This is a genomic window from Photorhabdus cinerea (assembly GCF_011189575.1).
GTDB lineage: Bacteria > Pseudomonadota > Gammaproteobacteria > Enterobacterales > Enterobacteriaceae > Photorhabdus > Photorhabdus cinerea.
The window spans coordinates 1-23384 of record NZ_PUJW01000027.1; the positions used below are offsets into that span (position 1 = coordinate 1).

Consider the following 23384-nt stretch of genomic DNA (forward strand, 5'->3'; position numbering starts at 1 on the left):
TGCCGGAGAAGCGATGACATGCCGGCGCGCCGGGCGGTTCATTCTGCCCGGGGCAGGTAACCGGGGATAGGACGGTGAGAACCGTTTCTGACGCCCGGGATTGGCAGGGCACGGGCGGAGGGGGATGTAGAAGGCAGCTTAGCTGCTCCAGAGCTCTATTGGATGAGTAAATAACTTAAGCCGGTTACTTCAGTTTATAGAAAATATATAATTAAATTATAAAGTTAACTCATTGTTATGGTTTTCTTCAAAAATATTATCTCGTGAAGTAAGTAACATTGGATATTTCAGTGTTAAAAATAATTTTTATTATTTCAGCTATATTTGTATTGGTTTTAGAAATAAAATTCGAATGAAGAAACTTTATTTTTCTACCCTATAAGAATAATAATCTTAGTTATATCATATATGAAATTTTAAAATAGTATATTACTAGGACAGTATTCAACCAATTAAAGTGGGTTTGTTAAATTAACCTCAGCTTCGTTTAAAAATAGCGATATCATAATCCCGTAAATTCAAACTCGGTTTTTTAGGTTGGAATGTATAAGCAATTAAGCCAGCGACGATTTCCAATAAAAAAACCGAGCTGACTGCGGTGTCTTGAATGCGCTATCTGAGAAATATTTTTGAGCTGATCCACGACCGTTTCTATCAGAAATCGCCTTCTTAACATCAGTTTATCCCAGAGAGATAACGCTTTTGCCTTCATGTTACTACGGACATGAGTGATTAACGTTATTCCTTCTGCTTCCAGTTCATCGCACAGGGCCTGTGACAAATACCCTTTATCGCCAACACCCTGTTAACCCTTGTACCAGCGCTTTGACGGGATGACGATCATCTTTATTTCCTGAGGTCAACTTAACCGCCAAAAGTTTACTACAATCATTGATAACCCGATGAAGTTTAAAGCCATAAAACCTGCCTGTACTCGTTTTCCCTCGCTGTGCGACGCCCTCAAATACGCGATGACGGGGAATACGGAGGTTATGGCAAACGGCAATATTGGTTGAATCAATAAAAGCGATCCCTTGGGTTTCAGCCTTGCGTGACGAAAAAAAAGCGCATAGAGGAATGAGCGCCCTTTGCTTCAAGGTTAACATTCGAGTGTAGCTGACCAACCCGGGAAAATCGGCCTTAAGATAGTGTTTAACATGCTAAATATAAAACGTTTTAAAATCACGATAATGACTCATGTGGAATAAAATGAGGAGCGTCATCACTTCACTGAGAGAAAGGGAAGCTTCGCGGTGACGTTTGAGCAAGCCATTTTCAATTAACTGTTGATGCCAGAGAGGAATAAATTTTTGGCAAAAGTCATCGACGCAGCAGTAAAGTTCTTCTAAATTAGACATGTCTGAGGATCTTCACTATTTTGTTTTCTTTAGCAAAAACTTTGATCGTGCCTCAGGCACTTAGTTCCCTTCTTAAGCAAATCTCAGGTTAAATTAAATAGTAATTCGAGACTCAGTAGTCTGATAAGTTTTTTGTTGATGATAGTAGCAGGATTAATGACCATACTATTTAATCCTTAAAGATGACTCTGAATGTACGTACCTCCAATGACATAAAATCCTCTGAAGTTATTCGCTACAGAGGATTTATAATATCATCGGCTTTATCGATTCAATTACAAGATACGACTAATCAATTTGTCTACCCGGATGCGGCGTAAGCGACGAATAAGTTTACGTACTTTGACTGGGTAAAGTTGGATACTGTCTAATTCCTGATAATTGCTAATAATCGTAGTGTGAGTACGTATACAGTTCAGTTCTTTTGTGCGCTGTTCTTGCATTTCTTCATGAGGATCGTGGATAAGAATTGCATTTTCTAAATCTAGTCCCCAGGCGCGAGGATTAAGATTATTTCCTGTAATCAACTGCCATTGATTATCCACCCACACACCTTTCAGATGATAACTATTATCGCCATCTTTCCATAACCGTACGGTCAGTTGATCGCTGTCAACATAGTTCTGTAATCTACTGATAAAACGGCGCAGATTGATTTCATATAGATATGGCAATGCACCGATAATTTTAAATGGTTCTTCTGGTGGAATATAAAAGTCATTGGCTGTTTTATCGCCGACAATAATTTCCACTTGTTTACCCCGACGTAGCAGATGAACAATCAACCGAACAATTACTGCTGGAAGGTTAAAATATGGAGTACAAATAATGAGTTTCTGTTCTGTACTGGCGATCAGATGGTTAATGGTTTTATTAAGAAGGTTTTTCTTCCCCAAACCAGCAAGTGGAGTGACAGATAACTCATCGTTAGTTGCCTGGTTATTAATCTGATAAGTGGTGTGTCGCAGAGAAAAACGAAGTTGACGGATCAGATTTTTAATTTCAGGGCTACGAGGGCGATTTTTACAATCCAGTTTCTGTACAGCTTCTGCGGAGAGAATGTAATTATCAACAAACTGTTTCATTGCTTCTGCAAGTTTTGCATTGTGAAGCAAATGGTAGCGGTCATAGCGATATTTATCATGTTGGTGGAGATAGACATCATTAATGCTCGCTCCGCTATAAACCACAGTATTGTCAAAGATAAAACCTTTTAAATGTAAAACACCCAATGCCTCACGGGTATTTACTGGTACACCTAATATTGGAATTTTTATATCAGGATATGCTTCTGCCATAGAGCAATACCAGTCGGCATTCGTTGCCATTGCAGCAGCACCAATTCGTCCACGTTGTGCCCGATGCCAGTCAACAAAGACTTTAATATCTAATTCGGGGCGTTTTTGCTTAGCTGCATAAAGTGCATTAAGGATATCTTGCCCTGCGTTATCATTTTCCAGATAAAGGGAGATGATATAAATATGTTTTTCAGCGTTAGCAATTTCTTCCAGCAGGGTGCTGCGGAACACTTCGGGTTGATAAAGTGTTTTAACATCAGCAACTGACTGAGGTAGCTTAGGCAGTTGTGCAAGGTGCTGTTGGTGTTTAGCTTGTTTGAATTTAGACAACATCACAGTGCGTTTTTTCTCTTATGTTGGATGGCTGAAATACTACTATATAAAGCAATGAATCAAATGATCTGGCGATAATACCATTAGTCTGGCTAATTGTGAGCATGATTTGACGCTCTACTCTCTAATGATTCAAGTCTGTGCGATTCATCACGTAGTTGATTTAAAGTTCAAGGGTTAAGTTTACAATACCATCTTCAAATTGAATATCTATGGTAAATCCCAGTTTCTTAGCGAGTTTTATCATAGTCCGATTTTCTGGCATGGTAATGGCATTGAGGCGTCTTATGCCATGTTCTCGCGTATAATTAATAAGTTTTATCATAAGCTGATGCCCAAGGGTAATCCCTTTTAAATCAGAGCGTACTAGCACAGCGAATTCTGCTTCGACATTATCTGGGTCAGCTATGGCACGGGTAACACCGATAATTTCTGGGTTGTTTTTAGGGTGATGCACGGCAACAAATGCCATTTCACGGTCGTAATCAATTTGAGTCATGTTCGCCAGATCATCGTGGGTGAATTCGCTGATTTCACTGAAATAGCGGTAATAGAGATCTTCTCTAGTGACCTGACCGATAAAATCTTTCAGCAATGGTTCATCTTCTGGCAGAATCGGACGCAGAAGGCATTCTGCACCACTTTTCAGTTTTATGGTTTCTTCTAGTTCGCTTGGATATGGGCGGATAGCTAATCTGGTTCTTGGGTCACCCTCTATTGAAGACAATTCCATCGAAACATCCAATAGTGTGAATTCATCTCCAGAAGCTAGTAAAGGATGAATGTCCAATCGTATGATTTGCGGGCAATCAAGTAATAGATTTGACACTTGAACCAAAAGTCGGCTGAGTACTAGTACATCTAGTGGTTGAGGAGAGCCCCTGAGCTTAATTCTTCTACTTTTAATGGCTTGAATAACTAAATATCGTGCTAATGCCATATTAAGAGGTGGCAATGCAACCGCTGCCTGTGTTTCCTGTAACCACTCAACACCACCTTCACCTAGCATAATCAGTGGGCCAAATACTTCATCTTGTTCTACTGCGATACGCAATTCTTGTGCTCCGGCGCGGTTTGCCATGCTTTGAACTAACAATCCCTGAACTCTTGCCTGTGGAAAGTTCTGGTTGACTCGTTCGATAATTGCTTGAGCAGAAGCCTTGACTTCATCTGCATTTCGCAAATAGAGCATAACTCCCTGAACTTCTGATTTATGTGGGATATCTGGTGAACGTAATTTCAGGGCGACAGGATAACCAATCTGTTGGGCAATACTGACGGCTTCATCACTGTCATGAGCAATCCATGTCGGAAGTGTATTGAGGCCATAGGCTTCCAGAATAGGTTGAACTTCATGGGTATCTAGACGAAAATTCCTTTGTTCCAGAGCTTGTTGTATGCACTGATGGGCGCGAGCTGTATTGGCGGTGATATTTGCTGGTAATGCTGGTGTCTCTGTTAATTGTTTCTGGTTGCGACGATATTCCACCATATGCATAAAAGCAGTCACAGCGCCTTCAGGGGTTCGGTAAGTTGGGATACCGGCTTCACTGAACAAACGGCGGGCTTCTTGTGACGAATATTCACCACACCAGTTGGTAAAGATAGTGAGCCATTTTCCCCGTGGATGTTGTCGGATTGTTTCAATCACTTTAGTTGCTGTATGAACGCCGGGAGCAATGGCGCTAGGTGAGTGAATAAGTAACAGGGCATCATGGTCGTGGCTGTCCAACAACGGTTTTAATGCTGTGATATAACGTTCCACGGTGGAATCATCTCTTAAATCCAGCGGGTTATGTAAAGCGATAGTTTCTGGTAACTGTGTTTTCAATGCTTTCGTTGTTTCTTCACCTAACGTCGCTAATTTACCGTTCCGGCGGAATAATTCATCCAGCGCCATTGCTGCTGGAGCTGCGCCATTACTGACGATAAACAGTCGCTCTCCTCGCAAAGGTGACATATAACTTAATGTTTCTACAGCCGAAAACATTTCATGCGTGTCTTGTACCCGTAATAATCCAGCGCGCTGAATAGCAGCATCATAAGCAGCATCCAGATTTTGTTGCTCACCAAGTAATTTCTGTGCCCGCTTGGTACGACCACTTTTAACCACGAGGATCGGTTTATTACGGGAAGCACTCCTGGATGCTGAAAGAAAACGACGGGCATCATGGATATGTTCAAGATAGAGCAAGATGGCGCTGGTTTTACTGTCACGAGCCAGAAAATCAAGCAGATGATCAATATCAATATCGACACTATCGCCTAGCGCTATAAAGTAGGAAAATCCGACACCTCTGTATTGTGCCCAGTCAAGAATGGTATTGGATACTGCTGCGGATTGAGAAATGAAGGCTAACTTCCCTTTGAGTATTGGAACCGGAGAAAAACTGGCGTTCAGTCCTTGCCAGGGTGCTAATAATCCCAAACTGTTTGGTCCGAGTAATCGGACACTATAGCGTTGGCAACACTGTCTTAGTTCGGCAAATTGGGATTTTGGTGAAGAAAGAATAATAACTGTTTTACAACCTCGTTTTCCCAATTGCTCCAGACATTGCAAGTTGCGACTGTGATGAGTACAGATAACAGCCAAGTCGGGTGTAATCGGTAATTTATCGATTGAAGGATAGGCTAAAACCCCTTGAACGGAACTTTTATTTGGGGTTATCGGTAGTATTGGCCCGGCAAACCCTCCTGCGAGCAGGTTACGCATCATAACTGAACCAGCTCGTTCTGGTTTTTCTGAAGCACCAATTACAGCAATGGATTTAGGGCGTAATAAAGCTTCAAGTCCTCGCTGGCTCATCAAGAGGCTCCTTAATTAGCGATTAATGTTGACAACTGTAGCGGATTTCTCCAGCAATTGCTGTGATTTACGCTTTTGGATGATGAGGTTTACCTGCCAGATATTGCTGATGGAAATAGCTAAAATGAGTGAGCAGTTGCTGAGAAGCTGTTATGTCTCCAGCTTGTTCCAGAATGATGGCTGCCACTTCTGCGGTACAGAGTTGTTCTTCTCTGGCGGACATCCGTAATAAATAATTTGTTTTTGCGGCGCTGTTAACAGATAACAATGGAATATTATCCAGATAAGGACTTTTACGGAAAATTTTCCTGGCTTCCGGCCATGTACTATCTAACATAATAAATAACGGTGGTTTACTATCAGTAGGAATATGCCGATAAACTTTACGCGGTGGTTGAGCATAGCTTTCCGGAAATATCAGATAGGGCTGACGAGAAGGATCGTGGATCACAGTCAGCATTTTTGGATCAGGTGTGGTTCTTGACCAAAGAAAAGCTTGCGTATCAGGAAGAATGTCAGCAATCAGTTTACCCGTGTTACTCGGCTTCATTGGCTCGGTATCAAACATGATAAGACAAAAGCGGCTGGTAGCATTTGCCGGCTTGATTGTATCGCACAAGCAGTTTTTTTGTGGCAGCAGACAGTAAGAGCAACGTTCTATACGGCAACCGCGAGCACGAAAGGGACGAGTGGAACGAGCAAGGCGTTGTTGGCGCAGTTGGAAGACAGCATTATCATTCATAAATCAGGAACCTGGGTCCTTCAGGTAATAAGGCAAGAAAAAATTGAGGACACATTTTAATGGATTGTGGTTGTCAGAGGTAGCTTACTATGCGCACATCAGGTAATCTTCGCGCCATAAAGTAGTTGGAGAAACGAATGAACGATTCATACAGTGGTAAAAATGGCAAAGTCAAAGTGATGTATGTCCGTAGTGAGGACAAAAATGACAGCCGCGGTAATAACAAACGTCCGTCGGGTAAAGGGCGCGATCAAGGTCAGCGTCGTCGGGACAATGAGCGATCATCCCGTTCTCCGCGTGTTACTGAGCGTGAAAGATCGCCCTGGAAAACAGTTTCTCGCCCTGAGAGTGATTCTTTAACGCCAGAGCATGGCGGTATCAGTGGGAAAAGCCAGATTGATCCAGAGCAGCTTCGTCGTCAGCGCATGGAAGAAACCCGGATTTATGGTGAAAATGCTTGTCAGGCGATGTTTAAAAACCGTTCTGAGGCGATAGTTCGAGCTTGGTTTGTTGAGTCAGTGACACCACGATTCCGTAATGCTCTAAAATGGATGGCTGCCAACCGTAAAGCTTATCATGTTGTGGATGAAGCTGAACTGACGAAAGTATCAGGGACTGAGCATCATGGCGGTGTTTGTTTTCTGATTAAAAAACGCAGTGGTTTGAATGCGGAGACCTACCTGAAAAGTGCTCCGGCAAAAGACTGTGTTCTGGCTCTTGAAGATGTGGGTAATCCACATAACCTTGGTGCTATTATGCGAAGCTGTGCGCATTTCGGAGTGCAGGGTGTGATTTTGCAGGATGTGGCTTTGCTAGAATCTGGTGCGGCTATTCGTACAGCGGAGGGTGGTGCTGAACATATTAAAGGTATTGATGCTGATGGCTTTACCACTATACTGAATAAATTTCGTGAAGCTGGTTACAATATTGTGACAACATCCAGCCATAAAGGCAGCACCAATTTAGCTAAAGCTGAATTGCCTGAAAAAATGGTTTTGGTACTTGGTCAAGAACGTGATGGCCTGAGTGACAGTGCCTGGGAACATGGTGATATGAGCCTGTTCGTTGGTGGTACAGGTTTGGTTGAAAGCCTGAATGTTTCTGTTGCAACTGGCATTATGCTGGCTGAATGGTGGCGACAGAATAAAGCCTGATCGTAAAAGCGGGAGCTGTAGTGCTCCCGTTTCGTTATTTAAGATTCAGTGAGCTCCGCTAATACCTTCTTTACTTCCTTGTGTGAATGGCGGCTTAGCTAGCCAAACAAGCATGATCAAAATCAGGAATACGCCGGCGGAGAGCCAGAAAATTTCATTTGCTGAAATGATGAGTCCCTGATGGGTAATCTCTTTTGCCAGATAAGCAGAAATTTGCTGGTTATTCATTCCCAGTGCCGATAGTTGTTGATAGATCTGTTGAGTATCAAAGCTATAAGGATTGATGTATTCAGTAAAATGAGAGTGATGCATTGATTCGCGCTGAGTCCACATAGTTGTCGTTATTGATGTTCCTATTGACCCAGCCAATGTGCGAATAAAATTCGATAGACTAGATGCAGATGCCACTCGCTCTGACGGTAAACCGGAAAGGGTGATGGTTGTTAGTGGCATAAAAAAGCAGGCAATAGCAAACCCCTGAATAAATTGAGGCCATGCGGAAGCGGCGAAATCCATGCCTGGTTCGAATGTATATGCACGCCAGTAATAACAAACAGCGTAAACAATAAAGCTGAATGTTACTATGTAACGCATATCTACTCTATTGCTGAACTTACCGATTAGCGGGGATATTATCAATGGCAGCAACCCTACGGGTGCAGCGGCAAGACCTGCCCATGTTGCGGTATAGCCAAACACTTCTTGTAATAACTGAGGCAACAAAACAATTGTGCCAAAGTAGAGTAGATAGGCCAAACTTAAACAGAAGCAGCCAATAGTAAAATTGCGCTCTTTAAATAGTGACAGGTCAATAATTGGGTTGTCATCGGTCAATTCCCATACTATCAGGAATATCAATGTGATTACGGCTATCACAGCCAATACAATAACTTCTGTAGAATTAAACCAGTCTAGGTCTTTTCCTTGATCCAACATGATTTGTAAACAACCCACCCCGATAACCAGCAATAGGAGTCCTATTGTATCGATAGGTTTGATTTCTGTTTGAGTTTCACGTCCTTTTAGGGTTTGCATAGCAATCAAAATAACTGCGATACCAATAGGAACGTTGATAAAGAAAATCCATCCCCAATGATAGTTATCACTGATATAACCCCCCAGGATCGGGCCAAAAATCGGTGCGACAATAATAGTAATTGACCATAATGCCAGCGCCATATTTCCTTTGGCTGGTGGATAATTGTTCAGTAGTAGGCTTTGTGAAAGAGGAATAAGAGGACCTGCCACTAATCCTTGAATGACCCGGAAGAAGATTAGCATCTCAAGACTGTTGGAAGTACCACATAACCAGGAAGATATAGCAAATAAGACTGTTGACCAGATGAATAGCTTAACTTCACCGATGCGCTTTGCCAGCCACCCAGTAATTGGAATTGAAATCGCGTTAGCAACACCGAAAGAGGTAATTACCCAAATCCCCTGAGAATTTGATGATCCCAGATTACCTGCGATAGTGGGTATTGCCACGTTAGCGATTGTAGAATCCAAAACTTGCATAAAAGTTGCCAAGGATAACGCAATAGTCATCCATGCAAGTTTAGCGCCTGTAAGTGGCGGTCTTGTCACTTTGGCCTCCGGTATTATTTTCCAGAATTGTTGTTAATTATGTCGGTGACTATTTTATTTGCCGGAGACATATCTATTTCCAGAGCCGTCGTGTGATAAGCCGATTTAGTGCGTGTTCTGTCTGATAGAACTTGTCCATCGGAATGAGTGGTATCTACCCTGACTTTAGTTGATAGGCCAATGCGTAATGGATATTTCTCTAATTGTTCAGGATTCAGTTCAATGCGGACGGGTAAGCGCTGAACAACCTTAATCCAATTGCCACTGGCATTTTGAGCTGGCAGCAAAGAGAAGGCGCTTCCAGTTCCCATATCAAGCCCAGTGATTTTGCCATTAAATATCTTGCCTTCACCGTAAAAATCACTGGTGATTTCTACGGGTTGACCAATACGCATGTCAGCGAGTTGAGTCTCTTTGAAGTTAGCTTCAATCCACATATCGTTTGCCGGAATTATTGCCATCAGGGGGGTATTTTTATTGATTTGTGCCCCAATTTGTACACTGCGACGTGAGACATAGCCATCAATTGGGCTGACTATTTTAGTGCGTTGCAATGTCAGCCAGGCATTGCGAACTTCCGTTGCAGCTTGTTCAACTGCGGGTTGTTTTTCTAAAGGGGTGTTCAGAATGATTGCCTGATTCGCGTTATATTGTTCGATAGCGACATCCAATGCAGCTTGGGAGCTAGCAACAGCTTCTCGTGCATGTTGCAATTCTTCTTTACCAATGACTTTCTGAGCACCGAGCACTTCACGGCGGCTGAGATCACTTTGAACTCGGGTCAACTCAGAGCGACGTAGGGCAATATTAGCCTGATATTGTTTACTGTTAATCATCTGCTGATGAGTTTGACGGACACTGTTGGCTAGTGCTGTTTTCGCTTTTTCCAGTGCTAATTCTGCATCACGAGGATCGAGTTGTACCAGCACACTACCGCTTTTCACAAAGTCAGTGTTATCGAAGTTAACGGTGATTACGCTGCCAGCAACTTGCGACATAATTTGAATTTGGTTGCCTGTAACGTAGGCATTATCTGTTTCTTGATGATGGCGTAAGACGATAAGCCAATAAAAAAAGTAGGCAATGCCAAGTAAGGTAAAGGCAAGAGTCAGTAACACTAAGGCGCGACAGCGCCGTCTTTTTTTGCTATGGGTTGGGCTTTGTGGTGCTTGCACTTTCTCATTTGCACTCATAGTCAATCTCCGTGCTTGTTATTTTCTTCCGGTAACTACCATTTTTCAGGATCACGTTTCCAGTAGCGCTATATCATCACTACTGGAAAGGTGAATTACACAAAGTCCAATGTTATCGAAGAATAAGTGTTAGCTTTTTGCAGAATAGATCATATTGGCTAACAAGAAAGTTTTTTCGAACAATTTAACCAGGAAAGTGTTGCTTGGATAAAAAATGTTCGATTAAACGACAAGCTATTTATTTGATACAATCGCCCATTGTATCAAGTTTGACCAGTAATTTTCTCATTAACTTCTCTAACTGTTTTTGTTCCTCTTGGTCAAGACATGACCAAAGTCTTCTCAGGCAGTCATGTTGAGGTGGAAGCAAACTATTTAAGAATTTTGTACCTTGCTCTGTCAGGTGAAGATGAAGACAACGGCGGTCGTTATGACTTTCTTTTCTTTCAATCCACTCCTGCTTTTCCAATTCATCAGCGATACGAGTGGCATTAGTACGGGAAGAACCTAAAGCGGCACTGAGTTCTGATGGCTGAATACTGTGGCTTTCTTTAGTATCAAGGATCATCAGGGCCATGAACAAAGTTTCATTGATTCCTTGAGCTTTCAACATATTATTACGGTTTTCAAGCAACTTACTTTGGACGTGCATTGATAACCTAGTCAACAGGATCTCTTGATAAGGAATATCTTTATTTAATTTGGCTTGCTGTGCTGCACGAATATTCAGTAATTCTTCGGTAGGCGTAAACGAACTTTCCATTATTTAGATACCTTATTAGTTTCAACTGGTAAGATAACTTTTGTTATCAAACATCCAAATGGTATATTAAAAGATAAATTTAGCAATTGTAGTTATTTATTATCATCATATTTCTTTTGATATTGATACCTAATTCATAAATATTTTGAATGTTAGTCCGAAAAGTAGAGCACCTAATAGAGTTGAGAGTATAATTTTCTTTGTTTTGTAGAAAACTAAGCAGATAGTTAGAAAGCCCATCAGGGTAGGAAATAGCTTTTGATTATCTTTCATTACATCAGGTATACCGGAAACGATCAGTAAAGAGCAGATGGATGCGATGCCAATGCTATCAAGAATAATGTTTACTTTTCCGCCTTGTCTGCCGGCAGACTGACGTGCTGTACCAAAACGCAGTGGCAGATAGCGGAATAAAAAATTCGCTAATCCAACGAATAGCCCGATGATCAGAATTCTACTGTCAATCATGGTGTTTCCTTTTGGTCAGAAATGCCATTGCAACTGTTTCTTGGTTGTAATAATGCAGCAGTACAACCACCAACAATACCTGCCAGAATGGCAATAGGGATTGAGAAAAACGTAATCCCCAATAGTGCTCCGGTCAGAGCTGCTACAACACAATAGCTATTTTGCTTTCTGCAAGATGCAAGAAGGAAACTCAAGAATAGCGCCGGCAACATGAAAGTCATGGCCGCTTCTATAGCGGGGTAGGATTCCAGATAACCGTTGCCAAGAAATGCGCCAGCTGCTGTTCCTATGACCCAGGCAAGCCAGGAGCAGATCGCAATGGCAACCATCCAGTTTTCACTCCAACTGCGTTGGTTCTTAATAAGTTTTGCGGTGGTTGCGGCAAAAACTTCATCTGTCAGGCCAAAGGCCCAAATGAGGGTTTTTTTCTCCGTTAATTTATCTTTGATACGGAGCCTTAAAGATGGGCCATAAAGGATATGGCGAACATCCATTGCCATTATGGTTAGAGCAGAAACCCATAATGATGTACCTGCACTCAGTAGGGCAGTGATAACAAACTGACTTGCACCTGCATAGATGATGCATGAAAAGAAAATGGCTTCTATTGGGTTAAAGCCAAGTTTGACCGCGTTAAGGCCAAAAGCAAAAGCTACAGGTATGTAGCCGATAACGATAGGCAAACTGTCTATTATTCCTTCAGTAAAAGAAGATCTTTTATCGGGTAAAGGCGTTAATGTGTCAGGAATAGGCATAGAATATACATCTGGTTATGTGAATGTTATGTAACATTAACAAAATGAAATGAAATAGAGAATATTGTCCCTACTAAATGTTTTTATTTAAACATTCTTTGTCATGAGGGCTTCCTACAATGTCTTAGGTTCATGTTTTTTGCCCAAGAACCATACGAGCAGGTTGATGATACAAATAGTCATTCCAGCGGCAGTAACGCCATACCAGCCTGAGTGTTTATAAGCATAACCAGCAACCAGAGAGCCAAGAGCACCACCAATAAAATAGCTGGTCATATAAGCGGCGGTAAGTCGATTTCTGGCTTCTGGCATGATGCGGTATATCGTGCTCTGATTAGTGACGTGAACCCCCTGAATTGCAATGTCGAGGATCAAAATGCCAATTAAGAAGCTAATTAATGATTCTTTGGCAAGGCCAATTGGTATCCATGAAAGAAGCAATAGCATCAGAGCGATGCTGGTGGTCAGAGAACCTTTTCCTTTATCGACTAGTTGTCCTGTTCTGGTTGCCATTAGTGCTCCGGCGGCACCGACTAAGCCAAATAAACCGATTACCCCTTCAGAATAATTAAAAGGAGGCGATGCAAGCAGGAATGCCATTGAGGTCCATAAAAGGCTGAAATTGGCAAATGTTAGTGCTCCCAATACAGCGCGAACCCTGAGAAGGGGGCTTGTGGCAACGAGTTGTACAATAGATCTAAGTAATTGGAAGTAATTAAGGTCAGTCACTTGCTTGTAACGTGGCAGGTAGCGCCATAATGTCAGGGAAAGAATTACCAGTGATAAGCTAGCAACCCAAAAAATAGTTCGCCAGTCACCCAAGGTAGCCATTGCTCCTGAGATTGTTCTTGCCAGCAATATCCCAAGTAGCAAGCCACCCATAATTGTACCGACTGCTTTTCCGCGCTGATGGGGAAGAGCGAGTGTTGCGGCCAGAGGGACCAAAATTTGGGCAACTACCGAAAATAAGCCTGTCAAAGCTGTTCCTAGTAGCATTTGCCAAATATTCTGCGACGTAGAGGTAATCAGCAAGCCGATAGCGGCCAATATTGTCATCGAAACAATCAGACTGCGTCGTTCAAGCATATCCCCTAATGGCACTAGGAATATCAGGCCAATGGCATAGCTCAGTTGGGCTGAGGTGACAATAAAACTTGCTTCGCTGGTAGTTATGTTAAATTGTAAAGCGATGGTATCAAGTAGTGGTTGCGCATAGTAGTTACTAGCAACAACCAAGCCTGTGGAAATTGCCATCAGAGCAATTAAAGCCGGACTTAATGGGGTTCGGGAAATATTTTCTTCCATAGTTGGGTTTTCTCATGTTTAAGTGGCAGATTAAGGGAGAGTAGGTACTTTATTAAAGATATCAGTAGTCACGTGCTAGATTTTTCGCATTGTAATGAGTTTTTATTATTAGATTCAATGCTAAAACAGTGGGAATGGCGGGATGAGTCCCAAAAACATTAATTGAGCCGGCCAGTTTGGTATTAAGAGAAAATAGAAGTGAAGAAATAGTGAATTGGCATAGACCAATTCACTATGGTATCCAGAGTGTTAATTATTTCCGGTGACTTCAATGGCAATTTTAACCCAATCGTCAAATAATTTTTGATGAGCTTTAATCCAACCATTGGCGTGGCGTTCAATATCCGCTTGTGATGCTTCACCATTATGCATTCGCAGGTTTTGGGCGTTAATATCAGCAAGCGGCATTTTCATAATAGAAAATAGCTTGGCTGCCGCCGGGTTATCTTCCGCCCATTGTTTATTGGCGGCAATATGCATAATACTTGGCGGGAAACCATAATTTGCCCCATTTGGCAGCTTAGTATCTATTTTTTCACCGTTAGGCATCGCCGAGAAAGGAACTTGCAGCCAGATGACATCTTTACCGGGTTTTAGCACATCACTGATCCAGTAAGGTGTCCAAGTGTAATAGAGGATAGGTTTACCTTCTTTATAGCGGGTAATCGTATCCGCCATCATAGCTGCATAGTTTCCCTGATTATGCTCAACGCTGTTGTTCAGACCATAAGCCTTGAGGTGATGATTAATTGCGGCTTCACAGCCCCAGCCGGGATTACAGCCGGTAAGATCGGCTTTGCCGTTACCATTGGTATCAAATAACTTAGCTATTTTCGGATCTTTCAGTTGGGCGATATTGGTGATGTTGTATTTTTCCGCTGTTTTTTTATCGATTAAGTACCCCTGTGCGGAGTTCTCCACGTAATTACCAACGCGGTAAAATTTGGCGTCACCGCCGGCTGCTTGATATTGGTTGTTGTGCAGCGGTTCCCAACTTACTGCTATGAAGGTTGCATCACCGGAAGCGATAGATGAGTAGGCGACGTTGTAGTCCACTTCTTTGATTGGTTTGACATCATAACCAAGCTTTTCCAGTGCTTTATTGACGATCAGTGTCTGGAATGTTTCTTCGGTAATGGTGCTTTGTACTGGCTGTACGCTGATACCTTTACCCGGTAATTCACCAGCGGATATCTGCGGACTTATTAGTGATGATAGGGCTACTACAGCCCAGATAACTATTTTGTGCATAGTTTCATCTCCTGTTGTAATGATTATATGTTGATTAAAAATTACGCTTTTTTGCTCAACAAGCGGATAATTAATCCCATTGGTCCAGTGGCATACCAGCGATTTGCCCCCTTGGTGCGGCTGTCACGGCCAAGAGACTGGGTTAGACGGTCAAGGAGAATCGCAAGAATAACGATCCCGACACCACCCACGGCGGCAAGCCCCATATCAAGACGACCAATACCTCGCAGAACCATCTGGCCTAAACCACCGACTGCAATCATTGATGCGATAACAACCATTGACAGCGCTAGCATCAGGGTTTGATTTACACCGGCCATAATGGTTGGCATAGCTAGTGGTAACTGCACTTTAAACAGCATTTGTCGAGGGCTGGCGCCAAAAGATTCGGCTGCTTCTATCAGGTCAGCCGGAACCTGTTTGATACCCAAAATTGTTAGACGAACAATTGGAGGTAGCGCAAAGATAATGGTGACGATAACTCCAGGCACGTTGCCGATACCAAACAGCATGACAATTGGAACCAGATAGACAAATGCCGGAGTGGTTTGCATCGCATCAAGCATAGGCCGGATAATCTTTGCCGCTCTTTCGCTACGTGACAGCCAGATACCAAGCGGTAAGCCGATGATGATACAAAACAGTAGAGATGTCAGAGCCAGTGCCAGAGTAACCATCGCTTCAGACCATGCCCCAATTGCACCAATCACTATCAGCGAAGCAAGTGAGGCGATCCCCATACCAATGCCTGATAGCTGCCAGGCAATCAAGGCAAACAACATGATGGCAATCGGTGCGGGCATTGATGTTAGAAATTGTTCAAAACCACTGAGAACAAAATCTATTGGAACACGTATTCCCTGAAAGGTTGGCCGAAAATTCAGCACAAACCAGTCAATAGCATGAGCTACCCATGAGTCCAAAGGGATAAGTGTGTTCTGGAATGGGTCCATGATATTAAAGTGTTCAGGCGGTACAGTCGTTGCTGGTGCATCTAGCCAGTCAGAGCCGGCTGAATTGTTAACATTGGCTTCGCTACCCCAAGGGTCTGTGTTATTAGCGGAGGAGGCATTGGTATCCCATGCGTCCTGTGCCGGCTGGGTTTGATGTTCGTTTTGATTACTCAATTGGTGTCTCCTTGTCTAAAGCCTGCAACAACATCCCTTTGGAAATAACACCAATGTATTTGTCGTTATCTCCAACAACCGGAACGGCACAAGGTGATTGCGCTACAACAGAAATTAATTCATTAAGAGACGTATCTGCGGTAACGGTAGCTGGTTCTGCCAATATGGCATGTTCAATAGGTTTTTTTTCCTGTAATGCTTTTTCCAATGAATTTACCGAAACTACACCTGCGAATTTTTGTCCGCGCTCAATCAGGTAGCCATAGTTTCTGTCTTCATCATCAAGTACTTTCAATGCAGAACGAGGACCAAAACCCGGTGCAACGTGAAGGAGAGAGTCCGGACGACGGCGGGCAATATCTTTAGCACTGAATACATGGCTGATATCTACGCCACGGAAAAAAGTTCTCACATAGTCATTTGCTGGATTGTTCAGGATTTCATCTGGTGTCCCGACTTGTACAACCACTCCGCCTTGCATAATGGCGATCCGGTCGCCGATACGCATTGCCTCATCTAAATCATGGGAGATAAAAACGATGGTTCGTGGTTGAGTACCTTGTAGACTTAGCAGCTCGTCTTGCATTTCTGTACGAATTAATGGGTCAAGGGCAGAAAACGCCTCATCCATCAGCAAAATGTCTGGGTTATTGGCCAAAGCTCTGGCAAGCCCAACTCGTTGGCGCATTCCGCCTGAAAGTTCATCTGGATAGGATTGCGCATAATTTTCCAGATTTACCTGTTTCAGTGCATCCAACGCTTTTTTGTAACGTTCTTGTTTGGGAATACCAGCAAGTTCCATACCAAAAGCACTGTTTTCCAGTACATTTAAATGTGGCATCAGCGCGAATGATTGGAAAACCATACTGATTTTGTTACGGCGAACTTCTCTTAAGGCTGTTTCTGAAATCTCAGAAATATCTTCACCATCAATTAATACCTGACCGCGAGTCGGTTTTATCAGACGATTGAGAAGGCGTACCATTGTGGATTTTCCGGAGCCTGATAATCCCATGATGACAAATATTTCGCCTTCTTCAATGGCCAGATTGGCATTTTGTATACCAACAGTCAGACTTGTCTTTTCAAATATCTGATCTTTATTCAAGCCAGAATTCAGTAATTTGAATGCATATTCTGGATGATTGCCAAATATTTTATAGAGGTTTTTAACTTCGAGTTTAATTGCCATGAAATAGTTACTTTCCTTTCAATGGTTATTTAATGGTTTTATGCATTATTCATCTCTGCATGATTCTTTGAAGATATATACCCTAACATACTGAGAGAGCCTGACAACCCTATGTTAATGTTAATTAATGTAAAAAATAGTGATATTAAATTAATTGGAGTCAATATATTTGGCGTTATTTCATTATTATTAGCAAATTATTTTCTATGAATTGATTCTATTGCTGAAAGGATGATTTGTTTCTATGTTATTGTTATTAATATATTTTTGTGAAGTATAAGTAATAATCCAGCAATTGTATTTTAGATGGAATTGGTTATTAATTTATAATGTTGATTATATCTGATTAGAATGAAATTTAATTTACAATTAATTAGACTTATTAATGTTTTCTATCGTTTGATATGAGGGGAATGGTTGTTTCTGGCAGAGAATGTTCACAGGAATCGTTGCAACTGTAAAAACACCATAAAAAATATAAGGATTTTATGGCATTTTATCGTTTAAAAAACAGGCTTAATGATATTATTTTTGAATATTATCGTACTATGGTTATCTGACGTTCGAAATATTCTATATAAAATAAAGTCATTTTCTTCAGAAATCCCAATCTTCATCCTCTGTATTAACTGCTTTACCGATAACATATGATGAACCGGAACCAGAAAAGAAATCATGATTCTCATTTGCATCAGGTGATAATGCAGAAAGTATTGCTGGGCTAACATCTGTCATTTCTGATGGAAATAAGGATTCATATCCCAGATTCATTAGTGCTTTATTAGCATTATAATGCAGGAATTTTTTTATATCTTCTGTCCAATTGACAATATTATAAAGCTCTTCCGTATATTTTATTTCATTTTCGTATAAATCGAATAATAATGAAAAGGTGAAGTCTTTAATTTCTTTTTTCTTTGATTTACAATGTTTTTCCAATGACTTTTGGAATTTATACCCAATATAATAACCGTGAACAGCTTCATCACGAATAATAAGCCGGATTAAATCGGCTGTATTTGTTAATTTTCCGCGGCTTGACCAATACATAGGTAAATAAAAGCCGGAATAGAACAAAAATGATTCCAGAAAAACACTGGCTACCTTTTTCTTTAATGGATGATCATCACAATAATAATTTAAAATAATTTTAGCTTTATTCTGCAATACTGGATTATTTTCACTCCAGTGGTAAGCATCATCCACATCGGCAGTCAGGCATAGTGTTGAAAAGATAGAACTGTAAGATCGTGCATGAACAGCTTCCATAAAGCTAATATTGGACATAACTGCTTCTTCATGAGGTGTCTGTGCATCCTCCATCAATGCTGGAGCGCCAACAGTGTTTTGAATCGTATCCAGTAAGGTCAAGCCAGTAAGAACCCGGATAGTTAGTTTTTTCTCTTCTGCTGTCAATGTGTTCCAAGAGGGAATATCATTAGATAACGGGACTTTTTCTGGTAGCCAAAAGTTGGTTGTTAGCCGATTCCAGACTTCCAGATCTTTGTCATCTTCAATCCGATTCCAGTTAATTGCACATACAGGATTGTTAATCATAATAAATTTCCAGCATTAATTTTACAATGAGCATGAAATACAGCCTTGTATTTCTGTACCTTCCAGAGCAATTTGTCTTAAACGAATGTAATAAAGCGTTTTGATCCCTTTACGCCAGGCATAAATTTGCGCTTTGTTAATGTCTCGGGTCGTGGCGTCATCTTTGAAGAAAAGTGTCAGTGATAATCCCTGATCGACATGTTGAGTCGCTGCAGCATAAGTATCAATAATTTTTTCTGGCCCGATTTCGTAGGCATCTTTGTAATATTCAAGATTGTCGTTAGTCATAAATGGGGCAGGGTAATATACCCGTCCTACTTTACCATCTTTACGGATCTCGATACGGGAGACAATCGGGTGAATACTTGATGTTGAATTGTTGATATATGAAATAGAACCTGTAGGAGGAATAGCCTGAATATTCTGATTATAAATACCATGAGCCATAACCGAGGTTTTCAGCTCAAGCCAGTCTTGTTGATTAGGAATAACGATTCCTGCTTGTTCAAATAACTGACAGACTTTTTTGGTCTGAGGTTGCCAGGATCTTTCCGTATATTTATTGAAAAATTCACCGCTGGCGTAACGAGAGTCGTTAAAACCTTTAAAGTAACTATTACGCTCAATTGCGATCTGATTTGAAGTGCGCAGAGCATGATAAGTAACGATATAGAAATAGATATCTGTGAAATCTATTCCCTCCTCAGAACCATAATGAATTCTTTCTCTTGCCAGATAACCGTGCAGATTCATTTGGCCTAAACCAATTGCATGGGAATCCAGATTTCCTTTTTCAATAGAAGGCACTGAACGGATATTGCTCATATCTGATACGGCTGTTAAAGCGCGGATAGCTGTTTCAATTGAAAGCGCAAAATTAGGTGAATCCATTGTATGAGCGATATTCATTGATCCCAAATTACAACTAATATCTTTGCCGATATGGCGGTAACTTAAATCATCTTCATATTCACTGGCACTGTTAACTTGCAAAATTTCGGAACATAAATTGCTCATATTAATTCGGCCCTTAATTGGGCTAGCACGATTCACCGTGTCTTCATACATAATATAAGGATAACCGGATTCAAATTGTATCTCAGCTAATGTCAGGAAAAATTCACGGGCGTTGATTTTTGATTTACCAATGTGTTTGTTATTCACCATTTCAGCATATTTTTCTGTAATGCTAATTTCAGACATTGGTACACCATAAACTCTTTGAATATCATAAGGTGAGAACAGATACATATCTTCGTTGTTTTTAGCCAATTCAAAAGTAATATCAGGAATGACAACACCAAGAGAGAGTGTTTTTATACGGATCTTTTCATCAGCATTTTCCCGTTTTGTGTCCAGAAAACTAAGAATATCAGGGTGATGAGCATTGAGATAAACGGCACCAGCACCTTGACGAGCACCAAGTTGGTTGGCATACGAAAATGCATCTTCTAGCATTTTCATCACAGGAACGACACCTGATGACTGATTTTTAATCATTTTTATTGGTGCGCCTGCTTCTCGTAGATTACTGAGTAAGCATGCGACACCGCCACCACGTTTTGAAAGCTGTAATGCTGAATTGAGTGAACGCCCAATGGATTCCATGTTGTCTTCAATGCGAAGCAGGAAACAAGAAACCAACTCTCCCCGCTGTTTTTTTCCGCAATTAAGGAAAGTTGGTGTCGCTGGTTGAAAACGGCCACTGATAATTTCATCGACCAGACGACAAGCCAGTGTCTGGCTGCCTTGAGCTAGAGTTAGCGCTACCATGCATACCCGATCCTCATAACGTTCTAAGTAGCGTTTATTATCGAAGGTTTTCAGGGTATAGCTGATGTAGTATTTGAATGCGCCCAGAAAGGTTTGAAAGCGGAATTTTTTGCTATAGGCTTGCCGAAAGAGCTTTTTAATAAAAGCAAAATCGTACTGCTCCAGTACCTTTGTTTCGTAATACCCCTCTTGCTGGAGGAAATCCAGTTTCTCTTTTAGATCATGGAAATGGATCGTGTTTTGATTTACATGCTGGCGGAAATAATGATAAATAGCCAGTTTATCTTTATCAAACTGAATCTTTCCTTCACTATCGTATAGATTGAGCATAGCATTTAGAGCGTGATAATCCTGCTGTTTGTTAATTTGGGAAGTCATGATTGCATATTCTCTGGTGAGTAGTGTTGCCAAAATCTTTGAATACCCCAGCGTACCCGTTGTACATCTTCTTCGGTGCCCATTAACTCAAAACGATACAGAAGAGGTATCTGACATTTTTCTGAAATTATCCGTCCGGCAATGCCATAAGCTTCGCCAAAGTTTGTATTCCCGGCGGCTATGACTCCCCGAATTAGAGCTCGGTTTTCGGCAATATTCAGAAATCGGATCACTTGTGGCGGAACCGCGCCTTTAGCACCGCCGCCACCATAACTTGGTATCAGCAAAATGTAAGGAGAGGTTACGTTTAGTGGGATAACTGATTTGTCTACTGGAATGCGAAGAGCTGGCATTTTCAGTTTCTGGACAAATCTATGGCTATTACCTGATGAACTAGAGAAGTAAATCAGAGGATTTATATTCATAATAAACCTACAAATTCTCGGCTAACGTATTGATTTTATCAGGGCGGAATCCTGACCAGTGCTGTGTGCCTGCGATGACCACTGGAACTTGCTGGTAGCCCATGGCGCGGATAATAGCTAAACCCTGAGGGTCTTTGGTTAAGTCAACAATCTGATAAGGAATGTTTCTTCGGCTTAGAGCTTGGTAGGTTGCGCTGCATTGTACGCAGTCAGGTTTGCTATAAATAGTAATGCACATTAAGCACTCCTTTTCCAGTTTGTGGACATGTGGTGACAAAGTTTGGTTCATTAGTAACAATTTCTTAAAAGGTACCAATTTGATTTATACTATATATAGTGAAGTTTTATTTCAACCACACTATATATGGTGTCAATTCTATGCTGAATGACCATCTTCAAAATTACAGTGTTAGTTATTCCTTGTGGTTGGAGGGTTTTTCTCCTCTTTAGGAAAGCTTAAGTTTTCTAGTCAGTGGTAAGGGAGCAACTGAATTCATCATTGCAATTTATTGAAAAGACGATTTACTCTAATCTCAATAATGATTGATATTTTTTTCAAGAGAGGTGGTTATGTATCATCAGTATTTTGAGACACCTAAAGGATTTCCTAAACCGTATGTTCATATCACTGCGGATGATAAAGGAGTGACCAGTCTATATTTTGTTGATGAAAAAACAGCGCCTGAAGTGAAAAACGATATCACTAAACAGTGCGTGAAAGAGCTACGGGGATATTTTGCGGGTAAACGTACTGAGTTTTTTGTTCCACTCAACCCAGAGGGAACTGAATTCCAACAGCGTGTATGGTTGCAGTTATGTCAGATCCCATTTGGCGAAGTGTGGAGTTATAAGCAATTATCATTGGCATTGGGTTCAGCGAATTATTGTCGTGCAGTAGGAATGGCTAATTCTCGTAATCCGATTTCATTAATTGTGCCTTGCCACCGTGTTATTGGGCATGATGGTAAATTAGTTGGATATACCGGGGGTTTAAATATTAAAAGTTGGTTGTTGGAGCATGAAAGAGCATAACAGTTTGTTTGTTTGTTTGTTTGTTTGATAAATTGCCTGATAAAAGACCAGGGACGGTTATAGAATATTTATATATGTGCATTATTTAGCAGCAGAACTAAATAAAGATAACATCCATCGAATTTTATTATGCTTTTCGTGATCTTGGTTGTAGACAGTGAACCAATTTATTTGCTGTACTGTATGTGACACAGGTTTTGTGTCTTATTTTCACATTAAAGGTATGTTTGATGTCAAAAATTAAAGGTAACGTTAAGTGGTTTAATGAATCTAAAGGATTCGGGTTTATCACTCCAGAAGATGGTAGCAAAGACGTATTCGTACATTTCTCTGCTATTCAGAGTAACGGATTTAAAACTCTGGCAGAAGGTCAAAAGGTAGAGTTTGAAATCACTGACGGCGCTAAAGGCCCATCTGCTGTAAACGTTGTCGCTATCTGATTTTAACTCCGTATTTCGAAAACCCGTTGTTTCAACGGGTTTTTTTAATTTTTGCTATAGGTGTGATGAAATTTAAAGCTCGTTCATCAATGCGAAAGCTAAAATTGTCATCAGCAGTGATCCAAAAAGATTAAGCAAAACAGTTCCCAGTGCCCACCCTAGTTTTCCATCTAGTAGCAGATAAACAACTTCGACAGAAAAAGTAGAAAATGTTGTTAAACCACCACAAAAGCCGGTGGTCAGCATTAATTTCCAGGCCGGATTAAGATATGTGGATTTATTAAAATATACCAACCCCAGTCCGATAAGGAATGCACCAATACAATTAACGGTAAGGGTGCCGACCGCGATATGAGTAGAAATATTATTAAGGCGGAGGCTTATAAACCAACGTAATACACTACCTAAGCCTCCGCCGATAAATACAGCCAGAATAATATTAATCAT

General features: G+C 41.2%; 20 protein-coding genes and 1 pseudogene. 3 read left to right on the top strand and 18 right to left on the bottom strand.

The features are described 5' to 3' along the window. Positions 1 to 477: 477 nt before the first annotated feature. From C5469_RS19035 to C5469_RS19050, 4 genes and pseudogenes are all read right to left on the bottom strand, one after another. Positions 478 to 1358 (bottom strand): annotated as a pseudogene (locus C5469_RS19035) (IS982 family transposase). 275 nt (positions 1359 to 1633) lie between these two features. Continuing rightward, complete coding sequence (gene pssA, locus C5469_RS19040; protein ID WP_166310022.1) at positions 1634 to 2989, bottom strand: CDP-diacylglycerol--serine O-phosphatidyltransferase; 1356 nt, start codon at positions 2987 to 2989, stop codon at positions 1634 to 1636. 163 nt (positions 2990 to 3152) lie between these two features. Beyond that, complete coding sequence (locus C5469_RS19045) at positions 3153 to 5795, bottom strand: bifunctional acetate--CoA ligase family protein/GNAT family N-acetyltransferase (protein WP_166309929.1); 2643 nt, start codon at positions 5793 to 5795, stop codon at positions 3153 to 3155. A 67-nt stretch (positions 5796 to 5862) separates the two neighbouring features. Beyond that, on the bottom strand, positions 5863 to 6537 hold the full coding sequence (locus C5469_RS19050) for a tRNA-uridine aminocarboxypropyltransferase (RefSeq protein WP_166309931.1): 675 nt from the start codon (positions 6535 to 6537) through the stop codon (positions 5863 to 5865). Between the two features lie 137 nt (positions 6538 to 6674). On the opposite strand from C5469_RS19050, the gene C5469_RS19055 reads away from it, so the two are divergent. Then, a complete protein-coding gene (locus C5469_RS19055; RefSeq protein ID WP_166309933.1) occupies positions 6675 to 7691 on the top strand; it encodes a tRNA/rRNA methyltransferase in 1017 nt (338 codons plus the stop codon). A gap of 45 nt (positions 7692 to 7736) precedes the next feature. Here the strand turns inward: C5469_RS19055 and emrB are convergent, their stop codons facing one another. From emrB to nrdH, 13 genes are all read right to left on the bottom strand, one after another. Continuing rightward, complete coding sequence (gene emrB / locus C5469_RS19060) at positions 7737 to 9278, bottom strand: multidrug efflux MFS transporter permease subunit EmrB (protein WP_166309935.1); 1542 nt, start codon at positions 9276 to 9278, stop codon at positions 7737 to 7739. A gap of 14 nt (positions 9279 to 9292) precedes the next feature. Beyond that, positions 9293 to 10471, bottom strand: a complete 1179-nt coding sequence (gene emrA / locus C5469_RS19065) for a multidrug efflux MFS transporter periplasmic adaptor subunit EmrA (RefSeq protein WP_166309937.1) — start codon at positions 10469 to 10471, stop codon at positions 9293 to 9295. Positions 10472 to 10709: 238 nt separating this feature from the next. Further along, entirely contained in the window at positions 10710 to 11234 is a 525-nt protein-coding gene (mprA, locus tag C5469_RS19070) for a transcriptional repressor MprA (RefSeq protein ID WP_036771520.1), read from the bottom strand. Between the two features lie 129 nt (positions 11235 to 11363). Continuing rightward, positions 11364 to 11699, bottom strand: a complete 336-nt coding sequence (gene ygaH, locus C5469_RS19075) for an L-valine transporter subunit YgaH (protein ID WP_339414584.1) — start codon at positions 11697 to 11699, stop codon at positions 11364 to 11366. Next, positions 11699 to 12457, bottom strand: coding sequence for an AzlC family ABC transporter permease (locus tag C5469_RS19080; protein ID WP_166309941.1), 759 nt, complete (start codon positions 12455 to 12457; stop codon positions 11699 to 11701). Before C5469_RS19080 ends, ygaH begins: the two co-directional genes overlap by 1 nt. A 114-nt stretch (positions 12458 to 12571) precedes the next feature. Then, complete coding sequence (locus tag C5469_RS19085) at positions 12572 to 13762, bottom strand: MFS transporter (protein ID WP_166309943.1); 1191 nt, start codon at positions 13760 to 13762, stop codon at positions 12572 to 12574. 249 nt (positions 13763 to 14011) lie between these two features. Then, complete coding sequence (proX, locus tag C5469_RS19090; protein WP_166309945.1) at positions 14012 to 15013, bottom strand: glycine betaine/L-proline ABC transporter substrate-binding protein ProX; 1002 nt, start codon at positions 15011 to 15013, stop codon at positions 14012 to 14014. A gap of 41 nt (positions 15014 to 15054) precedes the next feature. Further along, positions 15055 to 16140, bottom strand: a complete 1086-nt coding sequence (gene proW, locus C5469_RS19095) for a glycine betaine/L-proline ABC transporter permease ProW (protein WP_166309947.1) — start codon at positions 16138 to 16140, stop codon at positions 15055 to 15057. Further along, entirely contained in the window at positions 16133 to 17332 is a 1200-nt protein-coding gene (gene proV / locus C5469_RS19100) for a glycine betaine/L-proline ABC transporter ATP-binding protein ProV (RefSeq protein WP_166309949.1), read from the bottom strand. The genes proW and proV overlap by 8 nt, the downstream gene beginning before the upstream one ends. Positions 17333 to 17929: 597 nt before the next feature. Then, complete coding sequence (gene nrdF, locus C5469_RS19105; protein ID WP_166309951.1) at positions 17930 to 18889, bottom strand: class 1b ribonucleoside-diphosphate reductase subunit beta; 960 nt, start codon at positions 18887 to 18889, stop codon at positions 17930 to 17932. Positions 18890 to 18910: 21 nt separating this feature from the next. Next, positions 18911 to 21040, bottom strand: coding sequence for a class 1b ribonucleoside-diphosphate reductase subunit alpha (gene nrdE / locus C5469_RS19110; RefSeq protein ID WP_166309953.1), 2130 nt, complete (start codon positions 21038 to 21040; stop codon positions 18911 to 18913). Beyond that, on the bottom strand, positions 21037 to 21459 hold the full coding sequence (nrdI, locus tag C5469_RS19115; RefSeq protein ID WP_166310024.1) for a class Ib ribonucleoside-diphosphate reductase assembly flavoprotein NrdI: 423 nt from the start codon (positions 21457 to 21459) through the stop codon (positions 21037 to 21039). The genes nrdE and nrdI overlap by 4 nt, the downstream gene beginning before the upstream one ends. 13 nt (positions 21460 to 21472) lie before the next feature. Beyond that, positions 21473 to 21703 (bottom strand): glutaredoxin-like protein NrdH, encoded by a 231-nt coding sequence (gene nrdH, locus C5469_RS19120; protein ID WP_166310026.1) that lies wholly within the window; start codon positions 21701 to 21703, stop codon positions 21473 to 21475. 332 nt (positions 21704 to 22035) lie between these two features. Between nrdH and C5469_RS19125 the strand changes: the two genes are divergently transcribed. Continuing rightward, positions 22036 to 22497 carry a methylated-DNA--[protein]-cysteine S-methyltransferase gene (locus tag C5469_RS19125; protein WP_166309955.1) on the top strand — a complete coding sequence of 154 codons (462 nt, stop codon included), beginning with the start codon at positions 22036 to 22038 and terminating at the stop codon, positions 22495 to 22497. A 230-nt stretch (positions 22498 to 22727) separates the two neighbouring features. Further along, the gene (cspE, locus tag C5469_RS19130; RefSeq protein WP_021323071.1) at positions 22728 to 22937 is read left to right on the top strand and encodes a transcription antiterminator/RNA stability regulator CspE; all 210 of its coding nucleotides are present in this window, start codon (positions 22728 to 22730) and stop codon (positions 22935 to 22937) included. Positions 22938 to 23009: 72 nt separating this feature from the next. Here cspE and crcB read toward each other — a convergent pair whose 3' ends face one another. Next, entirely contained in the window at positions 23010 to 23384 is a 375-nt protein-coding gene (gene crcB, locus C5469_RS19135) for a fluoride efflux transporter CrcB (RefSeq protein ID WP_166309957.1), read from the bottom strand.